Origin of the sequence: Parashewanella hymeniacidonis (assembly GCF_016900895.1) — a bacterium.
Taxonomy (GTDB): domain Bacteria; phylum Pseudomonadota; class Gammaproteobacteria; order Enterobacterales; family Shewanellaceae; genus Parashewanella; species Parashewanella hymeniacidonis.
This window is the reverse complement of record NZ_JAFEUN010000003.1, coordinates 1-21,669: the sequence shown is the minus strand read 5'-3', so window position 1 is coordinate 21,669 and position 21,669 is coordinate 1. Positions and strand designations below refer to the sequence as shown.

Below are 21,669 nucleotides of genomic sequence, written 5' to 3'. Positions count from 1 at the left end.
TCCAAAACAACAGAGGGAAACTCTAAAACTTTTCTGTTTTTAAGCCGAGATATAAGCTTAAACACATACACAGTAAGATAAGCGTAAATGGGAGTGCGGTTGAGATAATTGCGGCTTGCATCGCTTGTAATGCATTAGCGCCACCAATCCACAGCAAAGCAACGGCAATTAAGCCACCAATTAATGCCCAAAGCACACGTTGGGTAACTGGCGCATCCATTTTGCCTCCAGCAGTAATGCTATCAATCACCAGTGAACCAGAGTCAGATGAGGTGACAAAGAATACCAGAACCAGTGCAACAGCTATCACGGATAAAAATTTACCCCAAATTAAATGGTCAAACATTTGAAACATAGCCAGTGAGATATCCGTGAGCCCTTTGGTTCCTAACTCTCCTACTTTATGCATTACTTGATCGATAGCCAAACCACCAAATACTGACATCCATATGAGCGTTACGAGCGTTGGGATAAGTAAAACTGCAACCACAAATTCTCTGATCGTTCTGCCTTTAGAGACTCTGGCAATGAACATACCAACAAATGGTGACCAAGAAATCCACCAAGCCCAATAGAAGACCGTCCACCCATGAAGCCAGCCGGTATCTTCACGACCAAAGGTATTGCTTAATGGAAGAATGTTTTCGATATAGCCAGTTAAGGTTGTCCAGATGGATGCAAACGAAACATGATAGCCAATGATGGTTACGACAGCGAGCAGAGCAAAAGCGATAATCATATTGATATTGCTCAATAACTTAACGCCTGAATCAATACCGCGCCACACAGAATACACTGCCACTAAGGTGACGAAAGTAATGATACCGACTTGTAAGCCTAGGCCATTTTCAATGCCAAATACATAGTTGATACCGCCCGCAGCTTGCTGGGCACCCAGCCCTAAAGATGTCGCTAAACCAAATAAGGTGGCAATCACTGCGAGAATATCAATAACGTTACCCATCCAGCCCCAAGCTCTATCGCCTAAAATTGGATAGAAAACAGAGCGCATAGATAATGGTAAGCCTTTGTTATAAGTAAAAAAAGCTAATGATAGTGCAACAATGCCATAGATGGCCCAAGGGTTCAGTCCCCAGTGATACATGGTGGCTGCTAAAGCTAATTTAGCGGCTTCTGGTGTATTAGGGGTTACATTTAATGGTGTATGAAACCAGCCTGTGAAGTAGGCGACGGGCTCTGCAGCACCCCAGAAAACAAGACCAATGCCCATGCCTGCGGCGAACAGCATGGCTAACCATGTCCACGTTGAATGCTCAGGCGTTGCTTTATTGCCGCCTAGGCGTATTTTCCCAAACGGGGAAAGTGCAATGGCGATAATGAAGACTAGAAAGAAGTTGGCTGACCAAATGAAGAGCCAGTCGAAGTTGTTAATGATGTCCCATTTTACGCCGTCTAAGAGTTGTTTTGCTGTCGTTGGTTCAACAAGCGCAGCGGTAATTAGAAACAGAGCAATAATGGCAATGCTGAATCCGAATACAGGATTGTGAACATCGAACCCCCATTTTTGCACATTATCTTGGCCAATGGTGTAGTCAGTATTATCGATACTGTACCGATCAATTTTTTTACTCATTACGTATCTCGATAAGAGCACAAGTCATTACATCATTAGGCAGAAGTGAAAATTTGTCTAACTTAAAAAATAAAACACGCTTTGAAAGAAGAGTAATTAGTCACAACACTAATTAAGTTGACTTGAGTATGAATTTTGAACCGATGGTATATAAATGCATGCTGAAAGTCACTAGTGGCTGGTAACATAATGGTTTATTTGAAAGTGAAGTTTTTTACAACTGAGAGGCTAATCACAAACTCAAAAAGCAATTTCATTAGAATAGTTCGCCCTCTAACTAAATGATGAATTGAGATATGAAGTTGTTTACTCGCACACTGATGATTTGTAGTGCACTGTTTGTTGCGCCTGTTGCGTTTTGTTCTAACCAAATAAGCGGGGGAGTTTGGTTTAATTATGAAAATGTAAAGCATGACAAAGACTCAAATGGTAATTTAGGGAACGAAGCTTTTGTGCTTTATGCGGACGGTAAAGCTGATAAAGATAAAGGCAATTGGTCCTATTCAGCTGAGTTAAGAGTAGGCCCCGGTAGTTTTACTGATGTAGATAATAATAGTACCGGCGATAATGTCGCTCTTCACAAAGCATGGATAGGTTTTGATTTATCAGAAAATAATAAAATCCTTATTGGTAAAAGCCAAGTTCCTTTCGGCTGGAAAACCATCAACTTTTGGCCTGGTGATATGCTAGAGGCGGGTTACGGTGACCAAATGGATACAGGAGTTAAATTAATCTCATCAGTAAAAGGAGTAGATGTTAATTTAGCTTATTTTCTTGCTGATGATTGGGGAAAAACCTCAACAGATACCACAGATGATAACCGTCATTGGGGAAGCAGCACCACTTACCGTAAAATCAAAACGGGAGTCGCAGATGTACAATACCCACTTACTGAAAATCAGAGAGTAGGCGCCTCATTTCAATCTGGGAAACTTGAAGATCTTATTTCAAATCAAGAAGACGGTAAACATTCTGCGTGGGCGCTTTATTACCTCGGACAGTTCGGTAATTTTTATACTAAAGCCGAATACATTGATGCTCAAAGAACATTGCCTGAAAGTTATGTTCAGCAGCAAAACTTAACCGTTTCAGAAATCAAAAATCAAAGATTAGCTATTGAAATGGGTTATAAGTGGGATGAGTGGAACTTTTATGTTGATGTGACTCAAGCCAAACCTGACACCGAAGGTTCGACTGTAGATACCGTTACGGCATGGGCTCCAGGTATTACTTATAACTATGGTCCCGGTTGGATATACCTCGAATACTTAGATCAAAATGGGTATGTCGATAGAAATGGTCAAGTGTTCGAAGGCGATTTTGCTGCGACTTATTTGAGTTTTGATTTTTATTTTTAAATCAGACGATTATTGATTTTATTAACCACCTATAAAAGTGGGAACTTAACCTGAGTTCTCGAGTTTAACTTTTTATTTGATATCACAGGTTTGGACACGTTTTTCTAATGCTTCTGTTGAATAATCTCGCTCATTCAACTCGAGGGGAAGTTCAATGGAATCATTAGATAAACTTACTTTATGGTCAATCACTAAAACCTTCAAAGCGAAAATTATCATCACTTGGGCATTGGTCGCAATTGAGAACGCATTGATGGCATTTTACGACCGATATGGCTGTAATAAAGCGGTACCTGGCTGTACATTTAACCCTAAAGTTGCGCCTTTTGCTGTCCTTGGTGTTAATTTTACACTTGCAGAAACCTACGCAAGAATAGGACAAAAACAAAAAGCAGTTAAGTATTTACTTAAAAGCCAAATGCCCCTAATTTTGACCATTGGCGATATAAGTTTGTCGTCAACAATGCCTTAAAAACCCTAATAGTTTTCTGAATCAATTTGCAAAGTCTGGTCCATATAAACAAGTTATGTTCGATATGTATATACCCATGATACCTGAAGATGCTCGATTTCAGCGAGAATGCACAACTTGTTAATCAAGGCGACGGTGTGCGGCAATAGTGAGCTATTGTTAGCACTGGCAACGAAGAGTAACAAGCTGTGCAACTCGCACTGCGTGGACTTCTCAGCGCCAATTCTTCTTTGTTACATTAGCTCGAAAGAATCCCGATATTCCTTCGCTAATGCGCATCAAAGAATTGGCGCTGAAAAAGTCCTGAAACATGCATCTTCAAGTATCATAATGGGTATATCAATAAAAATCGTAGTTGTTTGTTGTGTCATGGACATTCTTAACTGTACTGTTTATTGCTTATTTTTATCAATATAATTGATTAAGCATTCAGCTTAGGTCTACATATTCTGCTATACAGTTATAAATACTGTTTATCATTTAGTACACCTATGAAATCAAAAGCTGCGATTCAGCAATTTGTACTGCTTAATCTTGGGCATGCCCTAAACCATTATCTCGTTCTGATATTTCCTACTGCTGCATTGTTTTTGACTAAACTATGGAATATATCTTATCCAGAATTGTTAAAGCTTGGAAGTTTTGGCGCTATGGCGTACGGCGTGAGCGTTATTCCAGCGGGGTGGCTGGCCGACAAAATAGGCCGTCATAAAATGCTGAATATTTTTTTCATTGGGATTGGGTTAGCATCTTTGGCTGCGGGCTTTACTCAAACGCCGACTCAGTTAGGCATGGCGCTTATTGCTATTGGGGTTTTCGGTGCGATATATCATCCTGTTGGAATTGCATTAGTCTATCGGTTATCGGATAAACCCGGGCGATTACTCGCATTACATGGAATTGCTGGAAATATCGGTTTATCCATGGCTGCGATTGGGACTGCTGCTCTGGCGCACTACTTTAGTTGGCGTATTGCATTCATTTTACCAGGTGTGATTGCGATACTTGCGGGATTCATTTTCATTGTTGTGAGTAAGAATAAATATCATGCAACGTCAGTAGAATCACACTCTGAGCATGAACAGACTCCAAAAGCGGTCATTAAAATTTTATCTTGTATCGTTGTGACTTCAATTTGTGGTGGGTTGAGTTCTAATGCGTTTATTACTGGACTGCCAAAAATTCTAACGCGGTTTGACGAATTCAAAACAGACTCGTTGACGCATATCGGTTCGGTTGTTACGGGACTTTTACTATTTGCATCTGTTTCACAAGTAGTCATCGGGGAGTTATTAGATAGAGTTCGGCCTGAAAAGTTACTGCTCAGTGTTGTTTTTTTACAAGTACTTGCATTGGCAATGCTTAACGTATTGCCGCAATCTATGCTGTTAATTGCAGCAATACTTTTTTTGACCTTTGCTCAAATAACCATCAATGATGTCATTATTGGACAACGCTCTCACGACAGTTGGCGATCCACTGTTTATGCTGTCAAATATACGGTATTTCTTGGCGTTGCGGCTGTCGCATATTGGCTAGTGGCTTTAAGCTTGCAGCATTCAAACGACTTTATTTTTATGTATCAACTTCTCGCTGCTGTAACGATAGTTTCAATGGTTTTCTCAATTTTTATCTATCGATTAGCGTCATTGAGTCGCATCAGCAATTCGCATTAAAGTATTGTTTCGGTGTGACTCCAAAAGCAGATTTGAATAACCGAATGAAGTTACTTTCGTTACTGAATCCAAGACTGTAGCTTACTTCGGTGACCGATTTGTTTTGTGCGAGTAATTCGATAGCTCTGATTAAGCGGATTTGTAAGCGGCATTGACGATATCCCATATTCATTTCTTTACTGAACAGCCGAGATAAACTTCTTACGCTCATATGAAAGTTATTGGCCCAATGCTCGATTGAGGTAGTCACATGTGGCTGTTCTAAGAAATGGTTGATGATGAGCTTTATTTTGGGGTGAGAGCTTTTAGGATATAAAAGAGGTTCAACTGACATCAATTTAATTTGATCAAAGAAAACCTCAATAAGTCGTTGGTTTTGTGGGGCATCCACTGGCCACTCTTGTGAATGGCAATGTAAAACGATTTCTCTCAATAATGATGATACGGTAATAACTTGGCATTGTGTCGGTAAATGACTTTGTTGATACTGTTCTGTTATAAGCAAACTCTTTACTGCAGCAGCTTTCACTATTTCAAGCTGGTGCTCAGTATTTGCTGGAATCCAAATCGCTCTTAATGAAGGAGCAACCCAACAGCCTTGATGTGTTGTAACTCTAATCACGCCACTCGCAGCATATAAAAACTGCGCTGTACTGTGCTGATGCCAAATTACTTTTTGTTTTGTTTGATACAAATTACCAGTTGCTTGAACATTATGGTGCTGTTCAAGTAATTGAAATTGATACCGTTCGCTGCTCGTTTTCATTTTGTCCGATAACTACCATTTATTGTCTTAATTGTAGCTAGAGTTGATCGTAATTTCTTTCTAAATTTACATTAAACATGAATCGAAAGAGATCATAACCATGGATATGGAAAGAGATCACCGACATCACTTTTCACTGCTGAACATGGGTCACCTACTGACACATTATTTAGTTTTGATATTCCCAACCGTTGCTCTATTTTTAGTGAAACCTTGGCAGATGAGTTACCCACAATTACTGAAATTGGGTAGCTTCGGTGCGTTAATGTATGGGGTCGGGGTTTTACCCTCTGGTTGGCTTGCCGATAGACTCGGTCGGGCTAAAGTGATGGCGATTTTTTTCTTTGGTTCAGCACTAGCCTGTGTGATGGCTGGTGTGAGTCAATCACCGTTTTCCTTGATGGTTTCTACTGGATTTATTGGCTTGTTTTCTGCAATTTATCACCCTGTGGGTTTATCTATTATTTATGGCTTATCAAAAAAGTCAGGACGATTGCTTGCTATAAACGGGGTATATGGAAACTTTGGGTTGGCGATTGCAGCAGTATGCAGCAGTTTTTTTGCGACACAATTCGGTTGGCGTTGGGCTTTTATTATTCCAGGAGTTGTGTGTTTTATTATAGGGCTGTTTTATTTAAAAGGCTTTAAGGCATATACCAATAGTAACAGTCTAGGTAAGCAAAATATGCCTGAACCTGAACCTGTAAATATGAAAGCTATTTTTTCTTGTATCTTAGTTATAGCGGCTTGTGGTGGTTTAGCGTTTAATAGTTTAACCACGGGGTTGCCCAAAATACTCAGTGTTGAGGATACGCTTAAAGCATATTCACTCGTACAAATTGGAGGTATCGCAACGACGGTTTTATTCGTGGCTTCGTTAGCTCAGCTTGTAGTCGGTGAATTATTGCATCGCTTTCAGGCTGAAAAACTCCTATTCACCATTGTGGCAATACAAGCAATTACATTTGGCATTATGGCAGTATTTCAAGTTTCACTCGTTGTACTTGGCATTAGTGTGTTTTTTATTATGGCTCAGCTTCCTATTAATGATTTTATCATTGGAAAGCATGCCCATGATAAGTGGCGCTCTCTATTCTATGCTTTGAAATACACGTTATCCTTAGGAAGTGCGACTGCAGCTTATTGGTTATTGGCCTCGACTTATAACCCTGTTAGTCATTTTAAAGTACTTTTTGGGCTTTTATTTTTCTTTACAGTTGCTTCGGTGATGGCTGGGTTATCAATGGTATTGATAAAGGAGAAATCATTTAATCAGGCTGTGAGTACTGTGAATTAGGTTTACCAAGGAGAAGTCGAGCCCAAACTTATTGATAATAAGAATTTTATAGACAGGTATAACAGACCCAACTTTGTAATTACTCATCAGGCTAGGCAATCATCAATACTGTGGTAGTTAATTGTTTTTTAATGCTTATAACTTTTTCAAACAAATAGCGGTGTTAGAAAGTGAATTCGTAATAAATAATCATTAATTTGCGATTTAAAGCATAAAACTTTACCGTCTCGTTGTCTTATTTTTAGAGCATTAGAGTTGATTATGTTTACACTTTCCATTGATTTTTCTGCTGCGGATATGAGAGAAGTAATTGGCGCCGCAGCTTCATTTTTTTTCTTTCTTTTTTTGACACAGACATGACAAAGTTGCGAGTTTTCGCAATCACATGCAACGTATTATGTATTTCTTATGCTGTTAGCAGGCATTTACCGCCGATTTGGATTCTTCATTGCGCATTATTACCTCTAAATACTTACCGATTGATACAGCTTAAAGGGCGAGTAAAAGAGAGTCATAAAGCTCATATCGCTCCCAACCATTAAATGATTCATTGATATGAGTACACGTACTTTGTATAAACGCAATTGTAAGAAATGAAGTGTTTCAGTCAGTGAGGTAAACTGGGGTTTGATTATTCGCTTTTGATTTTAAGAGTAGAAAACTTTAAGGTGATGTCACAAATCTATAACAAAATAATACTATGCAACGGATTGACGCTCTTGATGTATTGAGAGGATTCGCACTTTTAGGCTTGCCTCTAATGAATTTAGTGGCGTTTTCTATGCCGTTTTCAGCTTATATTAACCCACAAGCTTTTCATGGCGATAATACGCTGAACCACTTTTGGTTTAGTCTGTTTTATATTTTCGCAGATCAAAAATTCATGGGGATCTTTTCAGTATTATTTGGTGCTGGTCTGGCTTTACTTTATGAAAAATTTAAGTCAGAACCTTGTGTTGAAAAGCAGAGAGGCGCAGGAACGATTTATATCAGGCTTTTTGTGTTGCTGATATTCGGATACCTTCATCTGAATTACCTTTGGTCTGGTGATATTTTAATGTTCTATGCTGCTTGGGGGATGGTGTTATTTCCATTTCTTGGGAGTTCAAAAAAAGGGCTCACGATTTTATTTGTCGTATTGTATTCAATCGTCATATTAGGTGCGTTAGGCACGAGTTTTGATGCAGGGGATCTTTCTCAGACTGAGTTGTCACAGATGTTGGTTTTCTTTAAGCCAACCGTAGAGCAGATCAATCAAATTGTTCAGATTTATCGTGGCTCCATATCTGATATTACTGATTTTGGTGAGTCACTAACCCTAGATGGTAAAGATATGGGAATGGGGGTGCTACTGTTACTTATGATGGATAGCATTTCTGGTTTAGTCAGAGCTGGCGCTATGATTGCACTTGGTTTCCTACTTTATAAAAATGGCTTTTTAACCGAAAAGTGGTCTGAAAAGTCCTATAAAATGTCGGCCATGATAGGTATCGCAATCGGAGTCATTGTAAGTTGTCTAGGGCTTATTTATAACTATTCTCATGATTACAGTGACCCTCAACAATATTTTGGTTTAGGAAATACATTCATTGTGATTAGCTCGCCATTTATGGTGTTAGGTTACATCGCTTTAGTGCAACTCTTACTGAACCGCTCAGAACTTGCTCGTTGGACGCAAGCTGTCTCAAAAGTAGGGCGAATGGCACTCACTATGTATTTGATGCAATCTGTTATTGGCGTGTTTTTATTTTGGGGCGTTGGTTTAGCGTGGTTTGGTCATGTTGACAGAACTGAACTTGTATTCATCACTCTGTGTATTGCCTTAACACAATTAGGTATCGCCAGTATTTGGCTGAAATACTTTCAATATGGACCGATGGAATGGTTGTGGCGCTGTTTAACGTATCGCAGTTTTGTCAATATTCTTAAGTTACGTCAGCCTGAGTTGGCTTAATGGCGATTAAATTATTGTTTGATTTGGATGGAACGATTAGTGATCCCTTAGAGGGGATCGCTAATAGTATCAATTACGCTTTAGAAGCTTTTGGTTACTCACAATCTTCGCAAATTGAACTGGCTAACTATATTGGTCCTCCGTTGGATAAAACCTTCAGTGATATCACCCAAACTGATGACAAGGCGCACATCCTAGCCTTAGTCACTAAATATCGAGAACGTTTTGCTGTATTAGGTTACAAAGAAAACCAGCTTTATGACGGCGTTAAATCGATTCTTCTTGAATTAAAAAAGAGAAATATTTCTGTAGCCGTTTGTACATCAAAGCCAGAGCGATTCGCTGTTAAAATACTTGAACATTTTGATTTACTTGATTGCTTCGAGTTTGTTAGTGGGGGTGAGGTTGGTGTCGAAAAGTGGCAGCAAATTGTAGATCTAAAACACCAAGGGCTCGTTGACGAAGATACGATAATGATTGGTGATCGTGCAGTCGATATCACTGCCGCAAAACATTCTGGATTGAAAACCTCAGGGGTTTTATGGGGTTATGGATCGATACAAGAAATTGAAAGTGAGCAACCCGATTATATTTTTGAGTACGCCGGTGAGCTAATGTCTCTAATTCAGCCTGCTTAATGCAAATGCTTAGATGAATATTCGGCGTGCCTATATCCACAGATGCTTATTGGGAAACGTTAAGCTAAGTATTAAGGTATTCATTTTCTACAAGCTGCAAAAATATCCAGCTTGGTATTGTAGGCCCTAGTTTTGATATCCATAATCCCTAAAACAGAGTGAAAGACATAATCTTGAGATAAATGTTGTGTTTTTGCTTGCTGGAGTAAACATTCTCGATTCAAATGTTTGGTTTGTTCAAAACCTTTCGATGCCCAAAAAATTAGTGGAACATGAGTTTGATAGTCTGGGGCTAAAGAGTAAGGTGTACCATGAAGAAACAGCCCATCTTCTCCTAAAGACTCTCCATGATCAGAGATATAAAACAAAGCGGTATTAAATTGGTTTTGCATCGACTTCAATTGATTGATGACTTGAGACATGAAAAAGTCGGTATATAAAATGGTGTTGTCATAGGAATTGGTGATTTGTTCGATGCTACAGTTTTCAATATCTGAGCGCTGACAGTCTGGTTGAAATTTTGCTCTGTTTTTAGGATAACGTTGAAAATAGGTTGGACCGTGGCTTCCCATCATGTGCATAAAGAAGACTCGATTTCCTGTTAGTGTTTGAACATATTTTTTAAAACCATCCAGTAATTCAATATCGTGACATGAGCGACAATCGCACTCTTGATTACCTTGAGATGTATCTAATTCTTTTTCTCGAGTATGCTTGGCTACGTCCTTATCGCCCTCATCGTTATCAAGCCAAAAAGTACTTACTTTGGCTCTATTCAAGATGTCAATGAGATTATCCTGTTGCGCCGCTCTTCTAGCGTTATAGTCCGCTTTTGGGAGTGCTGAAAACATACAGGGCACCGAAATTGCTGTGGCAGTTCCACATGAGGTCACATGTTGAAACGCAATTACGTTTTGCTTTTCGGTATAAGGGTTAGTATTTCGCTTGTACCCATCTAAATGATAATTTTGAGCTCTTGCGGTTTCACCAACCAGAAAAACAAGTAATGTCGGTTTTTTACTTGCAGTTATCAAAGCTGTTGGAGCTTGGACTGCATCTGTGCCCAGTTGTTTGTATGTAAGAGGAGGTAATAAATAGGTCTTAGTTAAATATTCTATTGTGCTGTAAACGTATTGAGTTGGAATAATAAGCCGATTTAGTAACTTGTGATTTCGGCCGACAGACGCATAATCTTGATAATATAAGCTCGCAATCAGAACTACCGTAAGCACTGAGATAATTATTGAAATAGATTTCGATAATAGAAGCTTTATGAAGGTTTGTTTTTTATTTATAGGAGTTTTTATCAGTATCAGAGCAGGAATAACGCCCATCAAAAATATCCAGCCAATCGAACTCCAGCTAAGATAACTTAGAGCCTCCCCTGAATTTGTTTCAAAAATATTTTCCATCATGCTTCTATCGAATAGCGTGCCATAATTGAAACTTGCATAACTCACCATTGAAGATGAAATTAATAATAATACAAAGATAGGTTTTGTAAGATAAGGCCAACTGAATAGATTAAAAACTAAGTTAAATACAGCCAAGAAAAGAATAGGTATAGAAATGATAAAACCTATTTTTACCGCTTGAGAATGGTCAAAAATAGTTCTTAGTTCGGCATATACGGGGATATTTACAATTGTCGTGTAGTAAAGAGCGGTAATGAAAGCGAGGCTAGAATAGGATAAAGATTTTCCCATAGTAAGTAACTTCATAGAGTGCCCTTACACCTTAATAATATAAAAACATGCCGAATAAACTGACAACTATTAAGGAGTTTAGTTCACCTTTAACGTCTTTATACAAAGAAAGTCATTAAAAATGGGTGCTCTGGATTGATATGAGATTTAATAACAGAAGGTATTGCAATGCTTCTATGGAGAAAGAAGCATTGCTTTTCGGACAATATCTTTTGCTGTAATTGATATAACGGGTTAAGGCAGTTTTTTAAGTACTTCTCTAAGCGCTGCTTTCACTTTTCGGGTGTTTTCTGGTCCCATTCTGATCATCAACTTTTGAGCATCTGGTAGAGCTTCTAAATTTGCATTTTTAAATTTGTAATTAACGCTGATTGAAGTCAGTTCAATAGGTTGCTCAATAATCGGTGCATTGAGCATTTCTTTGATTGCCGCTTTAATGCGTTGATTAAATGTGACGTCTTCATAGCCTAACTCCGCAAATGCGTCGTTTAAAATAGGCAATAACAGTTTATACGAACTGACGATAGACTGAGTGTTCATTGTTTGTAATAAGTCAGCATACATGTCGTATCGATGATAACTGTCTGGATCTAAGTAAATTTTGTCAGTAACATCTAATGCATCAAAACTTTGATTAGGGCCAACTAATGGGCTAGCTTTACGAGCCAACTCACCATGGGCTAAGTTATCAACAAAAACAACAAACTGGCGAGCTAGGTTCTTATTCAACAGCACATTGTTAATCGAAAGCCCTTTAAAGGCCTCGAGAGTTTGTTCGCGAACAAAGGCGTCACTCTGATTTAACTTTGGTAATTCAGGTTTCGCCGGTTTTGGCTCTTCTTTTATTGGTTCTGGCTGAGGTTCCGGTGCTTTGACTTCAGGTTCAGGCTCTGGTTCAGGAATCGTCTCTGTAGGAATTGGCTTTTCAGGAAGCACATCAGGCACTTGAACCGTCGTGTCTTCTGGTGTTTGAGTCTGAGTTGGCTCTTCAGGTTGATTTAAGTAGTAATACCCACCAACAGCAGCAATCGCTAGTAAGGCAGCAACGGCAATAACAACACCTTTGCCGCCCTTGGTCGTCTCTGACTGGGTAATTCTGTCATCTTGATTTGCTTGCATATCTCTTCCTACTTCCTGAGCGTCATGCTCTCAATCATGCTGAATTGAATGTGAATGTCAATCCGCCATTTGTTTCATTTGATTACGCTTGTACGTATTTATCTCTATCACCAAGCCAACGTTGGATAAGTGCATCGACGTTTTCTGGTGCTTGACTCAAAACGTGGCCAGCCAATTTTTGCACTTGTGGAATTAGCGCTTGATCTCGAGTTAAATCAGCGACTTTCATATCTGCTAAACCTGTTTGTTTTGTACCAAGAACTTCGCCAGGGCCTCGTATTTCAAGATCTTTTTGTGCGATAACAAAACCATCATTACTTTGTCTCAGTACGCCTAAACGCTGCTTAGCCGTTAGAGTCAATGGTGATTTATAAAGCATTACACAATGACTTTCGATGGCACCACGACCAACACGACCTCTTAATTGATGTAACTGTGCTAACCCCAAGCGTTCTGGATTTTCAATAATCATCAAACTTGCGTTAGGTACGTTTACACCAACCTCAATAACGGTCGTCGCAACGAGTAAATCAATTTCACCTGTATTGAATTGATCCATGATCGCTTGTTTTTCGCTACTTTTAAGGCGTCCGTGAACCAGTCCTATCTTTAGTTCCGGTAATTGCTGTTTTAGTTCCTCAGCGGTGTCTTCAGCTGCTTGACATTCAAGTACTTCAGATTCGTCAATCAGAGTACAAACCCAGTATGCTTGGCGTTTATCCTGAGTTACTGCAAGCCTCACTCGTTCAATCACATCTTGGCGTCGACTGTCGGCAATGGCAACAGTTGTCACTGGTGTACGTCCTGGTGGTAACTCATCGATAACGGAAGTATCAAGGTCGGCGTAAGCTGTCATGGCCAAAGTTCTTGGGATTGGTGTCGCCGTCATGATCAGCTGATGCGGATAAAAGCCTTGATGAACCCCTTTTTCTCTCAAGCCCAATCGCTGATGAACACCAAAGCGATGTTGTTCATCAATAATAGTTAGGGCGAGGTTTTTGTATTCAACCGACTCTTGAAAAATAGCGTGAGTGCCAATAACGATATGAGCACTGCCGCTCTTAATACTTTCTAGTGATTGCTCTCTTGCCTTTCCTTTGATTTTACCTGCTAGCCAGCCGACACTGAGTCCGAGAGGTTCAAACCATTCTTTAAAATTATTGGCATGCTGCTCTGCGAGCAGTTCTGTTGGTGCCATCAGCGCAACTTGATAACCATTTTCGATGACTTGTAATGCTGCGAGAGCGGCAACTAATGTCTTTCCAGAGCCTACATCGCCTTGGACTAAACGCATCATAGGTGATGTTTGTTCTAAGTCTTGGCATATTTCGGCAACGACTCGTTGTTGGGCATTCGTCGGTTTGAATGGCAACTCTTTTAAAAACGGATTAAGTAACTGACCTGAAGCGGTAACAGGTTTCGCTGCATCTTGATTACTTTTGTGCCTCAATTTCAGCATACTGAGGTTATGCGCTAACAACTCTTCTTGTACGAGACGTTGTTGCGCTGGGTGTGTGCCGTTTTCTAGATCAAATAACGACACATCACAAGTTGGTCGGTGCAGAGTTCGAATCGCATCGGCTAAGGATACTTGATTAGGCCTTAACTCTGGAGGTAACAATTCAGTAAGACCACCGTCGTTAAGCATATCGAGTGCTTGATCGGTGAGTTTTATCCAACTTGCTTGTTTTAACCCCTCAGTGGAAGGGTAAATTGGTGTTAAGGTCTCTGCCAAATCAATGGGTTGTTCAGCGCTTTGAATTCGATAATCAGGGTGAATGATTTCGGCCTGATATTTCCCTGCTTTTAACTCACCATAGGCTTTAATCATGCGGCCTTTAAGCATGGAGTTGTGCTGAGCTGCTGAAAAATTAAAAAAGCGTAGCGTTAAATTTCCTGTCTCATCTCTCACATCACAGGTCAGCATACGTTTGCGCCCATAAATGATTTTTGAAGACTGAATTTCAGCGAGAACTGTACCGTGCATTCCTGGCATTAAATCTGCAATTTGATAGATTCGAGTGCGATCTTCATAGCGTAAAGGTAAGTGAAACAACAGATCTTGAACCGTGCGAATACTTAGCTTGTCGAGTTTTTCGGCAACCTTTTTTGCAACTCCTTTGAGCTCGGTTATTGGGGTTTGATCCAATCGCTGCAAGATATTCGCATCCAAGTACTGTGAATTTATACATATATTAACAGAATGGATGGCTTTGACAATTTGAAATTAAATTCATTCTAAATCGTGCGAATAGTGACCGTTTAATAGTAGTAGGACAAGCTTAATAGATTGACTGGGTGATGGTTGAATGTTGAGGTACTTTATTGATTTCAATATTAATAAGCACTTAAATCATTACAAAGTTAGAGTTCATAATTCGGTTTCCTCAATTTCATCAGTTTTACTTATATGTGAATGAAGGTAAGAAATATCCGTTTGCTCCAAAGTCATTGGATAAAATGTTACTAATGCTTTTTTCACGACGTTACTGTTCTGGCTTGGGGTAGCAACTGGATAGAGTGTCCAACCAGTCTTGTTTTGGGCCTATGGCTTGCTCGACGAAGACGGGCTTATACTCAAACCAATCTGAGTTCATTCGATCACGTTCTTTATTACTGCAGAGGATATTGAATTTATATTGATCATTAATGTATATACCCATGATACTTGAAGATGCATGTTTCAGGACTTTTTAAGCGCCAATTCTTTGAGGCGCATTAGCGAAGGAATATCGGGATTCTTTCGAGCTAATGTAACAAAGAAGAATTGGCGCTGAGAAGTCCACGCAGTGCGAGTTGCACAGCGTGTTACTCTTCGTTGCCAGTGCTAACAATAGTTCACTATTGCCGCACACCGTCGCCTTGATTAACAAGTTGTGCATTCTCGCTGAAATCGAGCATCTTCAGGTATCATGGGTATAGAACATAGGCGCCGTCTCCAGTGCCTCTTGGGCGCAAGCTATTTGGGTTTTGATTGATGTATCTCGCTACATAATCTGAAGTTAGAGACATGTTAATACTCTATTTAGAAAAGACTTAGACGTCATCATGGTACTGATTAGTATGGGGTAATCGATGTTTAGAGTAAAATTAAAAGGGCTTAATCTTTATGAGTGAACATGATTTTTAAAACAATTACTTTCATAGAGATAACAGATAATAACCACGATCTTCAAATTCAAAAAAGTCCAATACCTGCATTTTTCCTTTTTTAGTATGAGCGAAGTAAGAGTGTTGATTCTCTTCAGCAATGAAGGTCATCATGTGCTGATATTGACTAGAGCTCAATCGTTTTATCTCAGTAACGAGTTGTTCAAAAATAGAGTGGCCACGATGATTTTGATGTATCCATATAGGACCATATTGGCAGCTGTTTTTGTCTGAAAACTGAGGATGCTCAAGTGAAACGTGTTTGAGGATGCTTTTATAGATAGGCCAATGTGTAAATGCCTTCCAATCTGCAGCGATGACATACCCGACGATATTTGAGTCAACTTCAGCAACGACTATCCAGCCATGATTTAGAAACGATTTGAGATCATTCAAGCTAAACCCTTGTCCAAGCATTTGTTCTGAAGCTGATGACAGCTCGGCGTTAAGGTGAGTTTTTTCTAATTGAGCGAGTGTAGCGAGATCATTTATCGTAGCTGGGCGTATTTTCATATTAATGATAAGTTTCAGAAAATACGCCAATTATCTTTCAAATGACAAGATAAAGCGATTACTTTTGCTTGTCTGCAACAAGTTTTGCAGCTGTTAATAGCAATTCAGGTTCTGCACGAACTCTGAAGTTAGGGTTCACATATTGAAAGTGAATGAGGCCTGATTTATCACTCAAGAAAATAGCAGGAACTGGCAGGATAATGCGCATGTCGCCATTGCCAATATCAACGAGCTTTTCTTTCAAGTCAGGAACTCTAGCATAGCGAGCTGTGACCTTCTTACTGGTGTAAAACGCAACCCCAAATGCTTGTGCCGCTTTATTATCAGAATCAGAAAGCAACATATAATCAAGCTTATTCTTGGTCATCGATTTACGCAGCTTTTCTGGCGAATCAGGGGAGATGCCAACTAACTGAAAACCCATTTCGATAAGTTTAGGTTGAATGCCTTGTAACTGTCCCATTTGCATATTACAAAATGGACACCAACCGCCACGATAGAAAAAGAATATGGTTGGTTTTTGTTGAGCAAGATTTTGAAGGTTGACGGGTTTGCCATCTAAGCCTTGAAGAGTAACATCTGGAATATCATGACCATTAAGTAATGGTGCAACGTCGTTATCAGAATGGGCAACAGGTTTTGCAGCGAGGCTAAAGCTCATTGTGAGTGCAAAAGCTGCAACAATTGGTCGTAGCATGGGGCAGATCCTTTTTTTTGTTGTTGATGTCGAAATCGTCAACAAAGACCTGCCCAATAGAGCATTTATTTCAATTATTTCGCTTTTTTAGTCGCGTTGAGTTTTACGCGACGCCCTGAAAGGTTTTTCTCAGCAACGACTTGCTCACGAACATTATCCGTACGTTCACGTTTTTTACTAAAACTACGACGCTTTTGTAGCTGTTTCAGTAGCAAATCACGATTACTTACTTCATAGCCTGGTACCATGATACGACGAATTTTTTGACCGATAAGCTTTTCAATATCTTTTAAAATACGTTCTTCTTCACGGCTAACAAATGAAATCGCTACACCTGATTTACCTGCACGACCTGTACGCCCTATACGATGAACGTAATCTTCCGCTAAAAATGGCATATCGAAGTTAACGACGTATTCAAGTTCTTGGATATCGAGACCACGAGCAGCAACTTCGGTCGAAACCAATACTTTTAGCTTGCCTTCTTCAAATTCACGCAAAGCACGACGACGACTACCTTGGTTTTTCTCGCCGTGAATCACTTTAGATGGAATACCATCTAAATTCAGCTCTTTATTCAAACGATCCGCATCTTCACGAGTCGCACTGAAAACAAGAATTTTGCTCCAGTTCTTTTTACCGATGAGCTCAGAAAGTAATTCACGCTTACGGCGTTGCTCAACAGGGTAAACCACCTGGCTTACGGTTTCGGCAGTAGTGTTTTGTTTATCAACACTGATAACTTGAGGCTTGTTCATCAAGTCATTGGCGAGACGCTTTACTGCACCGGAAAATGTTGCTGAGAACAGCATGCTTTGCTTTTCTTTGCTGGTGGCCTGCAGAATTTTGTGGATATCAGCACTAAAGCCCATATCCAGCATACGGTCAGCTTCATCCAATACTAAAAATTCGATGTTCGCTAAGCTGATGTTTCCAGCCATTAAGTGCTCTAGCAGACGACCAGGCGTTGCCACAATAATGTCCACACCTTGACGTAGTTTTTCTGCTTGTGGGGTCGCTTTTACTCCACCATAAACGGTGGCTAAAGTAATCGGTAGATATTTGCTATATGCCTCGATATTTTTAGCTACTTGAGCGGCAAGCTCACGAGTAGGTGCAAGTACCAAGGCTCTAGCATTGGCTTTTGATATTGACTTTGGGTTTTCTACAAGCTTATGCAGAATCGGTAATGAGAAAGCGGCAGTTTTACCCGTTCCAGTTTGTGCACTGGCGATGACGTCATTGCCACGGCGAATGGCAGGGATCGCTTTTTGTTGAACTGGTGTTAGCGTTTTATAGCCGCAATCGGCTACTGCTCGTAACAGTTCAGATGGAAAACTAAATGACTCAAAGTTCATAGCAATAACCTTAAAATAACCCAAAAACCAGAACGGCGGCGGATTATAGCAGGTTTTGATAGATAACAGTTAACCAAACGAGCACAAATATCAACAGGCTGATGAAGACAGCTGCAGAGCCTAGGTCTTTAGCTAGACCTGATAGCGGGTTCATTTCGTAACTAATTCGGTCGACAGTGACTTCAATTGCTGTATTGATGATTTCGGCAAAAAGAACTAAAAGAGCAGCACAAAAGATGGCGAACTTTTCGTAAAGAGTAATGTTCCAGAAACTTAAAATAACAATGGTTACTAAGACCATTATGATTTCTTGTTTGAACGCTGATTCATTATTAATGAGCCATTTAAATCCTTTTACGGAATTTGGTAGAGCAAGCCAAATGCGCCTTAAGCCCGTAGGTTTGTTGTTACTGTTAAACTCCATTTAAGATAATCCATGTTATAGCAAACTTGTCTCTAACATAGTATAAAATTTTTAAGCTAAGAATGTTTTTTAGGTTATTGTGTATGCTCTGGCTCATCAGTCCTCTCAAATACATTTAGTTCGATTTGTTCAGGACTCACTGGTTCTCTGTTGGTCGTAGCGTCAGGCATTTTATGAGCGGTAAGCTCTTGAACTGAATACTCGTCAGATTTGACTGAGAGTATAGCCACTAAATTTTGAATCAATTGCCTCACTTCTCCAGATTTCAAGCCTGCAGATATTGCGCTTAAATGTGCCACCTCAGCAGAGTTAAGTTTGTGTTTGGACGAGCCACTCGAGTCTGAAATGGCCTTATTTACGAGTATTTGAACGATAGCACTATTATTTGTCGCTATTGCCATTGCAATTAAATCTGCATTTACAAAGAAAAGATAAGGCATTTTAGTAAAGCAATAACATAAGGTAGAAAGGTCGTTATTTTGAATAAATTGTTTCGTCAGTTGATCTGCTAACTCTTCAGTTAGCTCGGTATTTTGAAGCAAAAAATGTGTTAAAGGCGGGTTAATTCTTTTAGCTGACAACAATACAGGACTTGTCAATACATCATCAGGGACTTCAAGGCACGCTCCTGAGTTGACGAGTAATATGGCTATTTCATTATGACCATGCTTAGCGGCATGTTGTAATGCAGTCCAACCATTTTTATCTTTGATGTCTATTCCTTTCGGATAGTAATCTATGATTAGTTTTGCACACTCAAGCGTTCCCTTTTTGGCGCAGATGATGAGCGCTGGTGAATTCTCAGAATATGTTATTTTATTCTTAGCTTTTCGGTATGCTGCAGTAACAGTATCTACTTGGGGCTTTTGGTCTAATATGAGTTTTAATTGTTTTGGGCGGTTATAAAGTACTGCAACTTGAATTATAGATAAGCCATTTGGGTTGAAGGCATTGATATCTCCACCATTATTTAACATGAAGCGAAATGATTCACGCTCACTGTCAGAGCCGTCTGCAGTAATGCCTACGAGAAGTTTGTTGAATTGAGTAAATGGTTGTTGTCTGATACTTTCATTGGCAATTCCTTTAATAGCCCATTCTATCACTTTTTTACTGATTCCCTGAATGTGGGCGAGTTGTACCTGTATGCTGGGGATATCTTGTAATAGAATTCGTTTTGTGAATATTTGCTCTTTGTTTCTTATACAATACTGAATGATATAGAGAACTTGCTGCTGGCATCCTGTTAGATTTGAAGTGGACTTATAAAGTTCAGTAGCTGTTTTCCCGCTTAAGCAGATGCCAGTTAATGCACTTAGTTGATTTGTTGTGATTAAATGGTTTATATATGAAATTGTGCGCATCACTCTTTGATTTTTGATTAATAAACTGAGGGGAGACTCTCCGGCTTGGTTTAATGTCAATCTGGGGTTAGCTTCCAGAATCGCTTCTAAATTCTCTAAGCATCCCTTAATGATCGAGTGATGAAGTGCTGAATTTCCTTTGTTATCTACAGCATTCACGTCAGCGTCTTTTGAGAGCAAAAGTTTGCAAAGCAAAAAATTCCTATTTTTAGCTGCGAGCATCAAGGGAGTAAGGCCCTCTTTATTAGCTATTGATGTGTCTGCATTTAACTCTAAAAGCACCTGTACTGTAGCGAGTTTTTGTTCTCCAACCGCTATAAATAATGCGGTTTCTCCCTTTTTGTTGGTGGCGTTAATATTTGCCCCTTTTTTGCAAAGAACAGGAAGTAAAGCCATTTGATGAGTAATGACGGCCAAATGAACGGGCGTATTTCCATTCCCATTAGTTGTATTAGGCTCGATTCCGCTTTCGAGCAGTAACAGTGTGATGCCATAGTGTTTAGCATCGACAGATATATTTAATGCACAACTTATCTGCGGAACCCATCAAACATGGGTAACAAATTAAGAAGAAAAATCTGAGGAGAAAAGCTTTATTTTTGAGATAATAAGTCAACCACGACAACTATCAAAATAAAATGGCGATTCTGAACAAAACACCTCTCAACTCCTCAGACAAGCATGATCTTCTCTTAAAAACGCTTTCATGCCAAGCCCATGGTGACATTTCTTTATTAGCTGAAGAGTTTAATGTCTCTCGTAAAGCGGTTTACACCGCTAAAGCTTGTGCGAACAAAGCCATCCAACAAGTTGTTAACTCTGATAATATCCCCGATGTTATTACCACCGCTTATGTTGATGTCGCACACCTTCGCCGTGCGATTGTCGCTCTCTCAATAACCGCCCCTAACTCTATTCGTGCGATACAAGAGCAAATACCTGTTCTTTTCCCTGGTTGTAAAGTCAGTTACGGGTACATACAAGGCGTCATCGTTGAAGCTCAGGAGCAAGCCAAGAAATTTAACGAGCAAGTGCCTCTCTCCAAGATAAAAAGTATTGCTCTTGATGAAATGTTTAGTCAGGGCTCGCCTGTTTTAGCTGGAATCGACCTTGATAATGGTTATTTATTCTCACTCTCACATGAAAACAAACGAGATGGGGAGGTTTGGGCTAAGGTACTCACACAATCGCAACAACAAGGGTTGTCTCCAATGCATGTAGTAAAAGATGGAGCGAAAGGAATGGCAAAAGGTGTCAATGATGTTTTTCCCCAAACAGAGCAAAGAGACGATGCGTTTCATGCCCTGTATATTGCAGGCAAAGCGGTGCAAAAATTAGAGCGTCTTGCCTATCGTTACATTGAGAAAGAGGTTCAGATGCAAAAACAGCTGGAGCGTGTAGATAGGACTGACCAAGAAGCGCTTAAACAAGCCGAAGACGAATTACGCACCTGCCAATATAAGTGCCAAAAACGGATAGTGCAATACGACAATGCAGCCAAAGCCATACGTTATGTTCGTCGAAGCTTTGCTTGTATTAACCTAAAGACAGGTGCTTTGATGACGCAAGAGCAAGCACAAGAA

17 protein-coding genes are annotated in these 21,669 nt (G+C 39.7%); 7 read left to right on the top strand and 10 right to left on the bottom strand.

The genetic code is table 11. From position 1 onward, the window contains the following. Positions 1 to 22 precede the first annotated feature (22 nt). Positions 23 to 1,594: a BCCT family transporter gene (locus JQC92_RS01110; RefSeq protein ID WP_204997911.1), complete on the bottom strand. Its 1,572-nt coding sequence runs from the start codon at positions 1,592 to 1,594 to the stop codon at positions 23 to 25. Positions 1,595 to 1,890: 296 nt separating this feature from the next. On the opposite strand from JQC92_RS01110, the gene JQC92_RS01105 reads away from it, so the two are divergent. The 3 genes from JQC92_RS01105 (at position 1,891) to JQC92_RS01095 (ending at position 5,100) form a co-directional block, all read left to right on the top strand. Then, a complete protein-coding gene (locus JQC92_RS01105) occupies positions 1,891 to 2,952 on the top strand; it encodes a hypothetical protein (protein WP_204997910.1) in 1,062 nt (353 codons plus the stop codon). Positions 2,953 to 3,106: 154 nt separating this feature from the next. Further along, on the top strand, positions 3,107 to 3,424 hold the full coding sequence (locus JQC92_RS01100; RefSeq protein WP_204997909.1) for a hypothetical protein: 318 nt from the start codon (positions 3,107 to 3,109) through the stop codon (positions 3,422 to 3,424). 491 nt (positions 3,425 to 3,915) lie between these two features. After that, on the top strand, positions 3,916 to 5,100 hold the full coding sequence (locus JQC92_RS01095) for an MFS transporter (RefSeq protein ID WP_204997908.1): 1,185 nt from the start codon (positions 3,916 to 3,918) through the stop codon (positions 5,098 to 5,100). Here the strand turns inward: JQC92_RS01095 and JQC92_RS01090 are convergent. Further along, a complete protein-coding gene (locus tag JQC92_RS01090) occupies positions 5,084 to 5,866 on the bottom strand; it encodes an AraC family transcriptional regulator (RefSeq protein WP_204997907.1) in 783 nt (260 codons plus the stop codon). The genes JQC92_RS01095 and JQC92_RS01090 overlap by 17 nt on opposite strands. A 100-nt stretch (positions 5,867 to 5,966) precedes the next feature. Between JQC92_RS01090 and JQC92_RS01085 the strand changes: the two genes are divergently transcribed. The 3 genes from JQC92_RS01085 to JQC92_RS01075 all read left to right on the top strand — a co-directional run bounded on the left by JQC92_RS01085 (position 5,967) and on the right by JQC92_RS01075 (position 9,755). Then, the gene (locus tag JQC92_RS01085) at positions 5,967 to 7,163 is read left to right on the top strand and encodes an MFS transporter (RefSeq protein WP_204997906.1); all 1,197 of its coding nucleotides are present in this window, start codon (positions 5,967 to 5,969) and stop codon (positions 7,161 to 7,163) included. A 700-nt stretch (positions 7,164 to 7,863) separates the two neighbouring features. Continuing rightward, positions 7,864 to 9,117, top strand: coding sequence for a DUF418 domain-containing protein (locus tag JQC92_RS01080; RefSeq protein WP_204997905.1), 1,254 nt, complete (start codon positions 7,864 to 7,866; stop codon positions 9,115 to 9,117). After that, positions 9,117 to 9,755 carry an HAD hydrolase-like protein gene (locus tag JQC92_RS01075; RefSeq protein WP_204997904.1) on the top strand — a complete coding sequence of 213 codons (639 nt, stop codon included), beginning with the start codon at positions 9,117 to 9,119 and terminating at the stop codon, positions 9,753 to 9,755. The genes JQC92_RS01080 and JQC92_RS01075 overlap by 1 nt, the downstream gene beginning before the upstream one ends. A gap of 80 nt (positions 9,756 to 9,835) precedes the next feature. Here JQC92_RS01075 and JQC92_RS01070 read toward each other — a convergent pair whose 3' ends face one another. From JQC92_RS01070 to JQC92_RS01035, 8 genes are all read right to left on the bottom strand, one after another. Further along, positions 9,836 to 11,476 carry a phosphoethanolamine transferase gene (locus tag JQC92_RS01070; RefSeq protein WP_204997903.1) on the bottom strand — a complete coding sequence of 547 codons (1,641 nt, stop codon included), beginning with the start codon at positions 11,474 to 11,476 and terminating at the stop codon, positions 9,836 to 9,838. 219 nt (positions 11,477 to 11,695) lie between these two features. Further along, on the bottom strand, positions 11,696 to 12,580 hold the full coding sequence (locus tag JQC92_RS01065; protein ID WP_204997902.1) for a DUF3014 domain-containing protein: 885 nt from the start codon (positions 12,578 to 12,580) through the stop codon (positions 11,696 to 11,698). An 82-nt stretch (positions 12,581 to 12,662) separates the two neighbouring features. Continuing rightward, positions 12,663 to 14,738, bottom strand: a complete 2,076-nt coding sequence (gene recG / locus JQC92_RS01060) for an ATP-dependent DNA helicase RecG (RefSeq protein ID WP_204997901.1) — start codon at positions 14,736 to 14,738, stop codon at positions 12,663 to 12,665. A 983-nt stretch (positions 14,739 to 15,721) separates the two neighbouring features. Beyond that, a complete protein-coding gene (locus tag JQC92_RS01055) occupies positions 15,722 to 16,243 on the bottom strand; it encodes a GNAT family N-acetyltransferase (protein WP_204997900.1) in 522 nt (173 codons plus the stop codon). A gap of 58 nt (positions 16,244 to 16,301) precedes the next feature. Continuing rightward, positions 16,302 to 16,940 carry a peroxiredoxin-like family protein gene (locus tag JQC92_RS01050; protein ID WP_204997899.1) on the bottom strand — a complete coding sequence of 213 codons (639 nt, stop codon included), beginning with the start codon at positions 16,938 to 16,940 and terminating at the stop codon, positions 16,302 to 16,304. A gap of 74 nt (positions 16,941 to 17,014) precedes the next feature. Beyond that, positions 17,015 to 18,298 carry a DEAD/DEAH box helicase gene (locus JQC92_RS01045; RefSeq protein WP_204997898.1) on the bottom strand — a complete coding sequence of 428 codons (1,284 nt, stop codon included), beginning with the start codon at positions 18,296 to 18,298 and terminating at the stop codon, positions 17,015 to 17,017. Between the two features lie 43 nt (positions 18,299 to 18,341). Then, the gene (locus JQC92_RS01040; RefSeq protein ID WP_204997897.1) at positions 18,342 to 18,722 is read right to left on the bottom strand and encodes a diacylglycerol kinase; all 381 of its coding nucleotides are present in this window, start codon (positions 18,720 to 18,722) and stop codon (positions 18,342 to 18,344) included. Between the two features lie 74 nt (positions 18,723 to 18,796). After that, on the bottom strand, positions 18,797 to 20,602 hold the full coding sequence (locus JQC92_RS01035) for an ankyrin repeat domain-containing protein (protein ID WP_338049478.1): 1,806 nt from the start codon (positions 20,600 to 20,602) through the stop codon (positions 18,797 to 18,799). Positions 20,603 to 20,724: 122 nt separating this feature from the next. Between JQC92_RS01035 and JQC92_RS01030 the strand changes: the two genes are divergently transcribed. Next, on the top strand, positions 20,725 to 21,669 hold a 945-nt coding region (locus tag JQC92_RS01030), incomplete at its 3' end, for a transposase (RefSeq protein WP_204997895.1).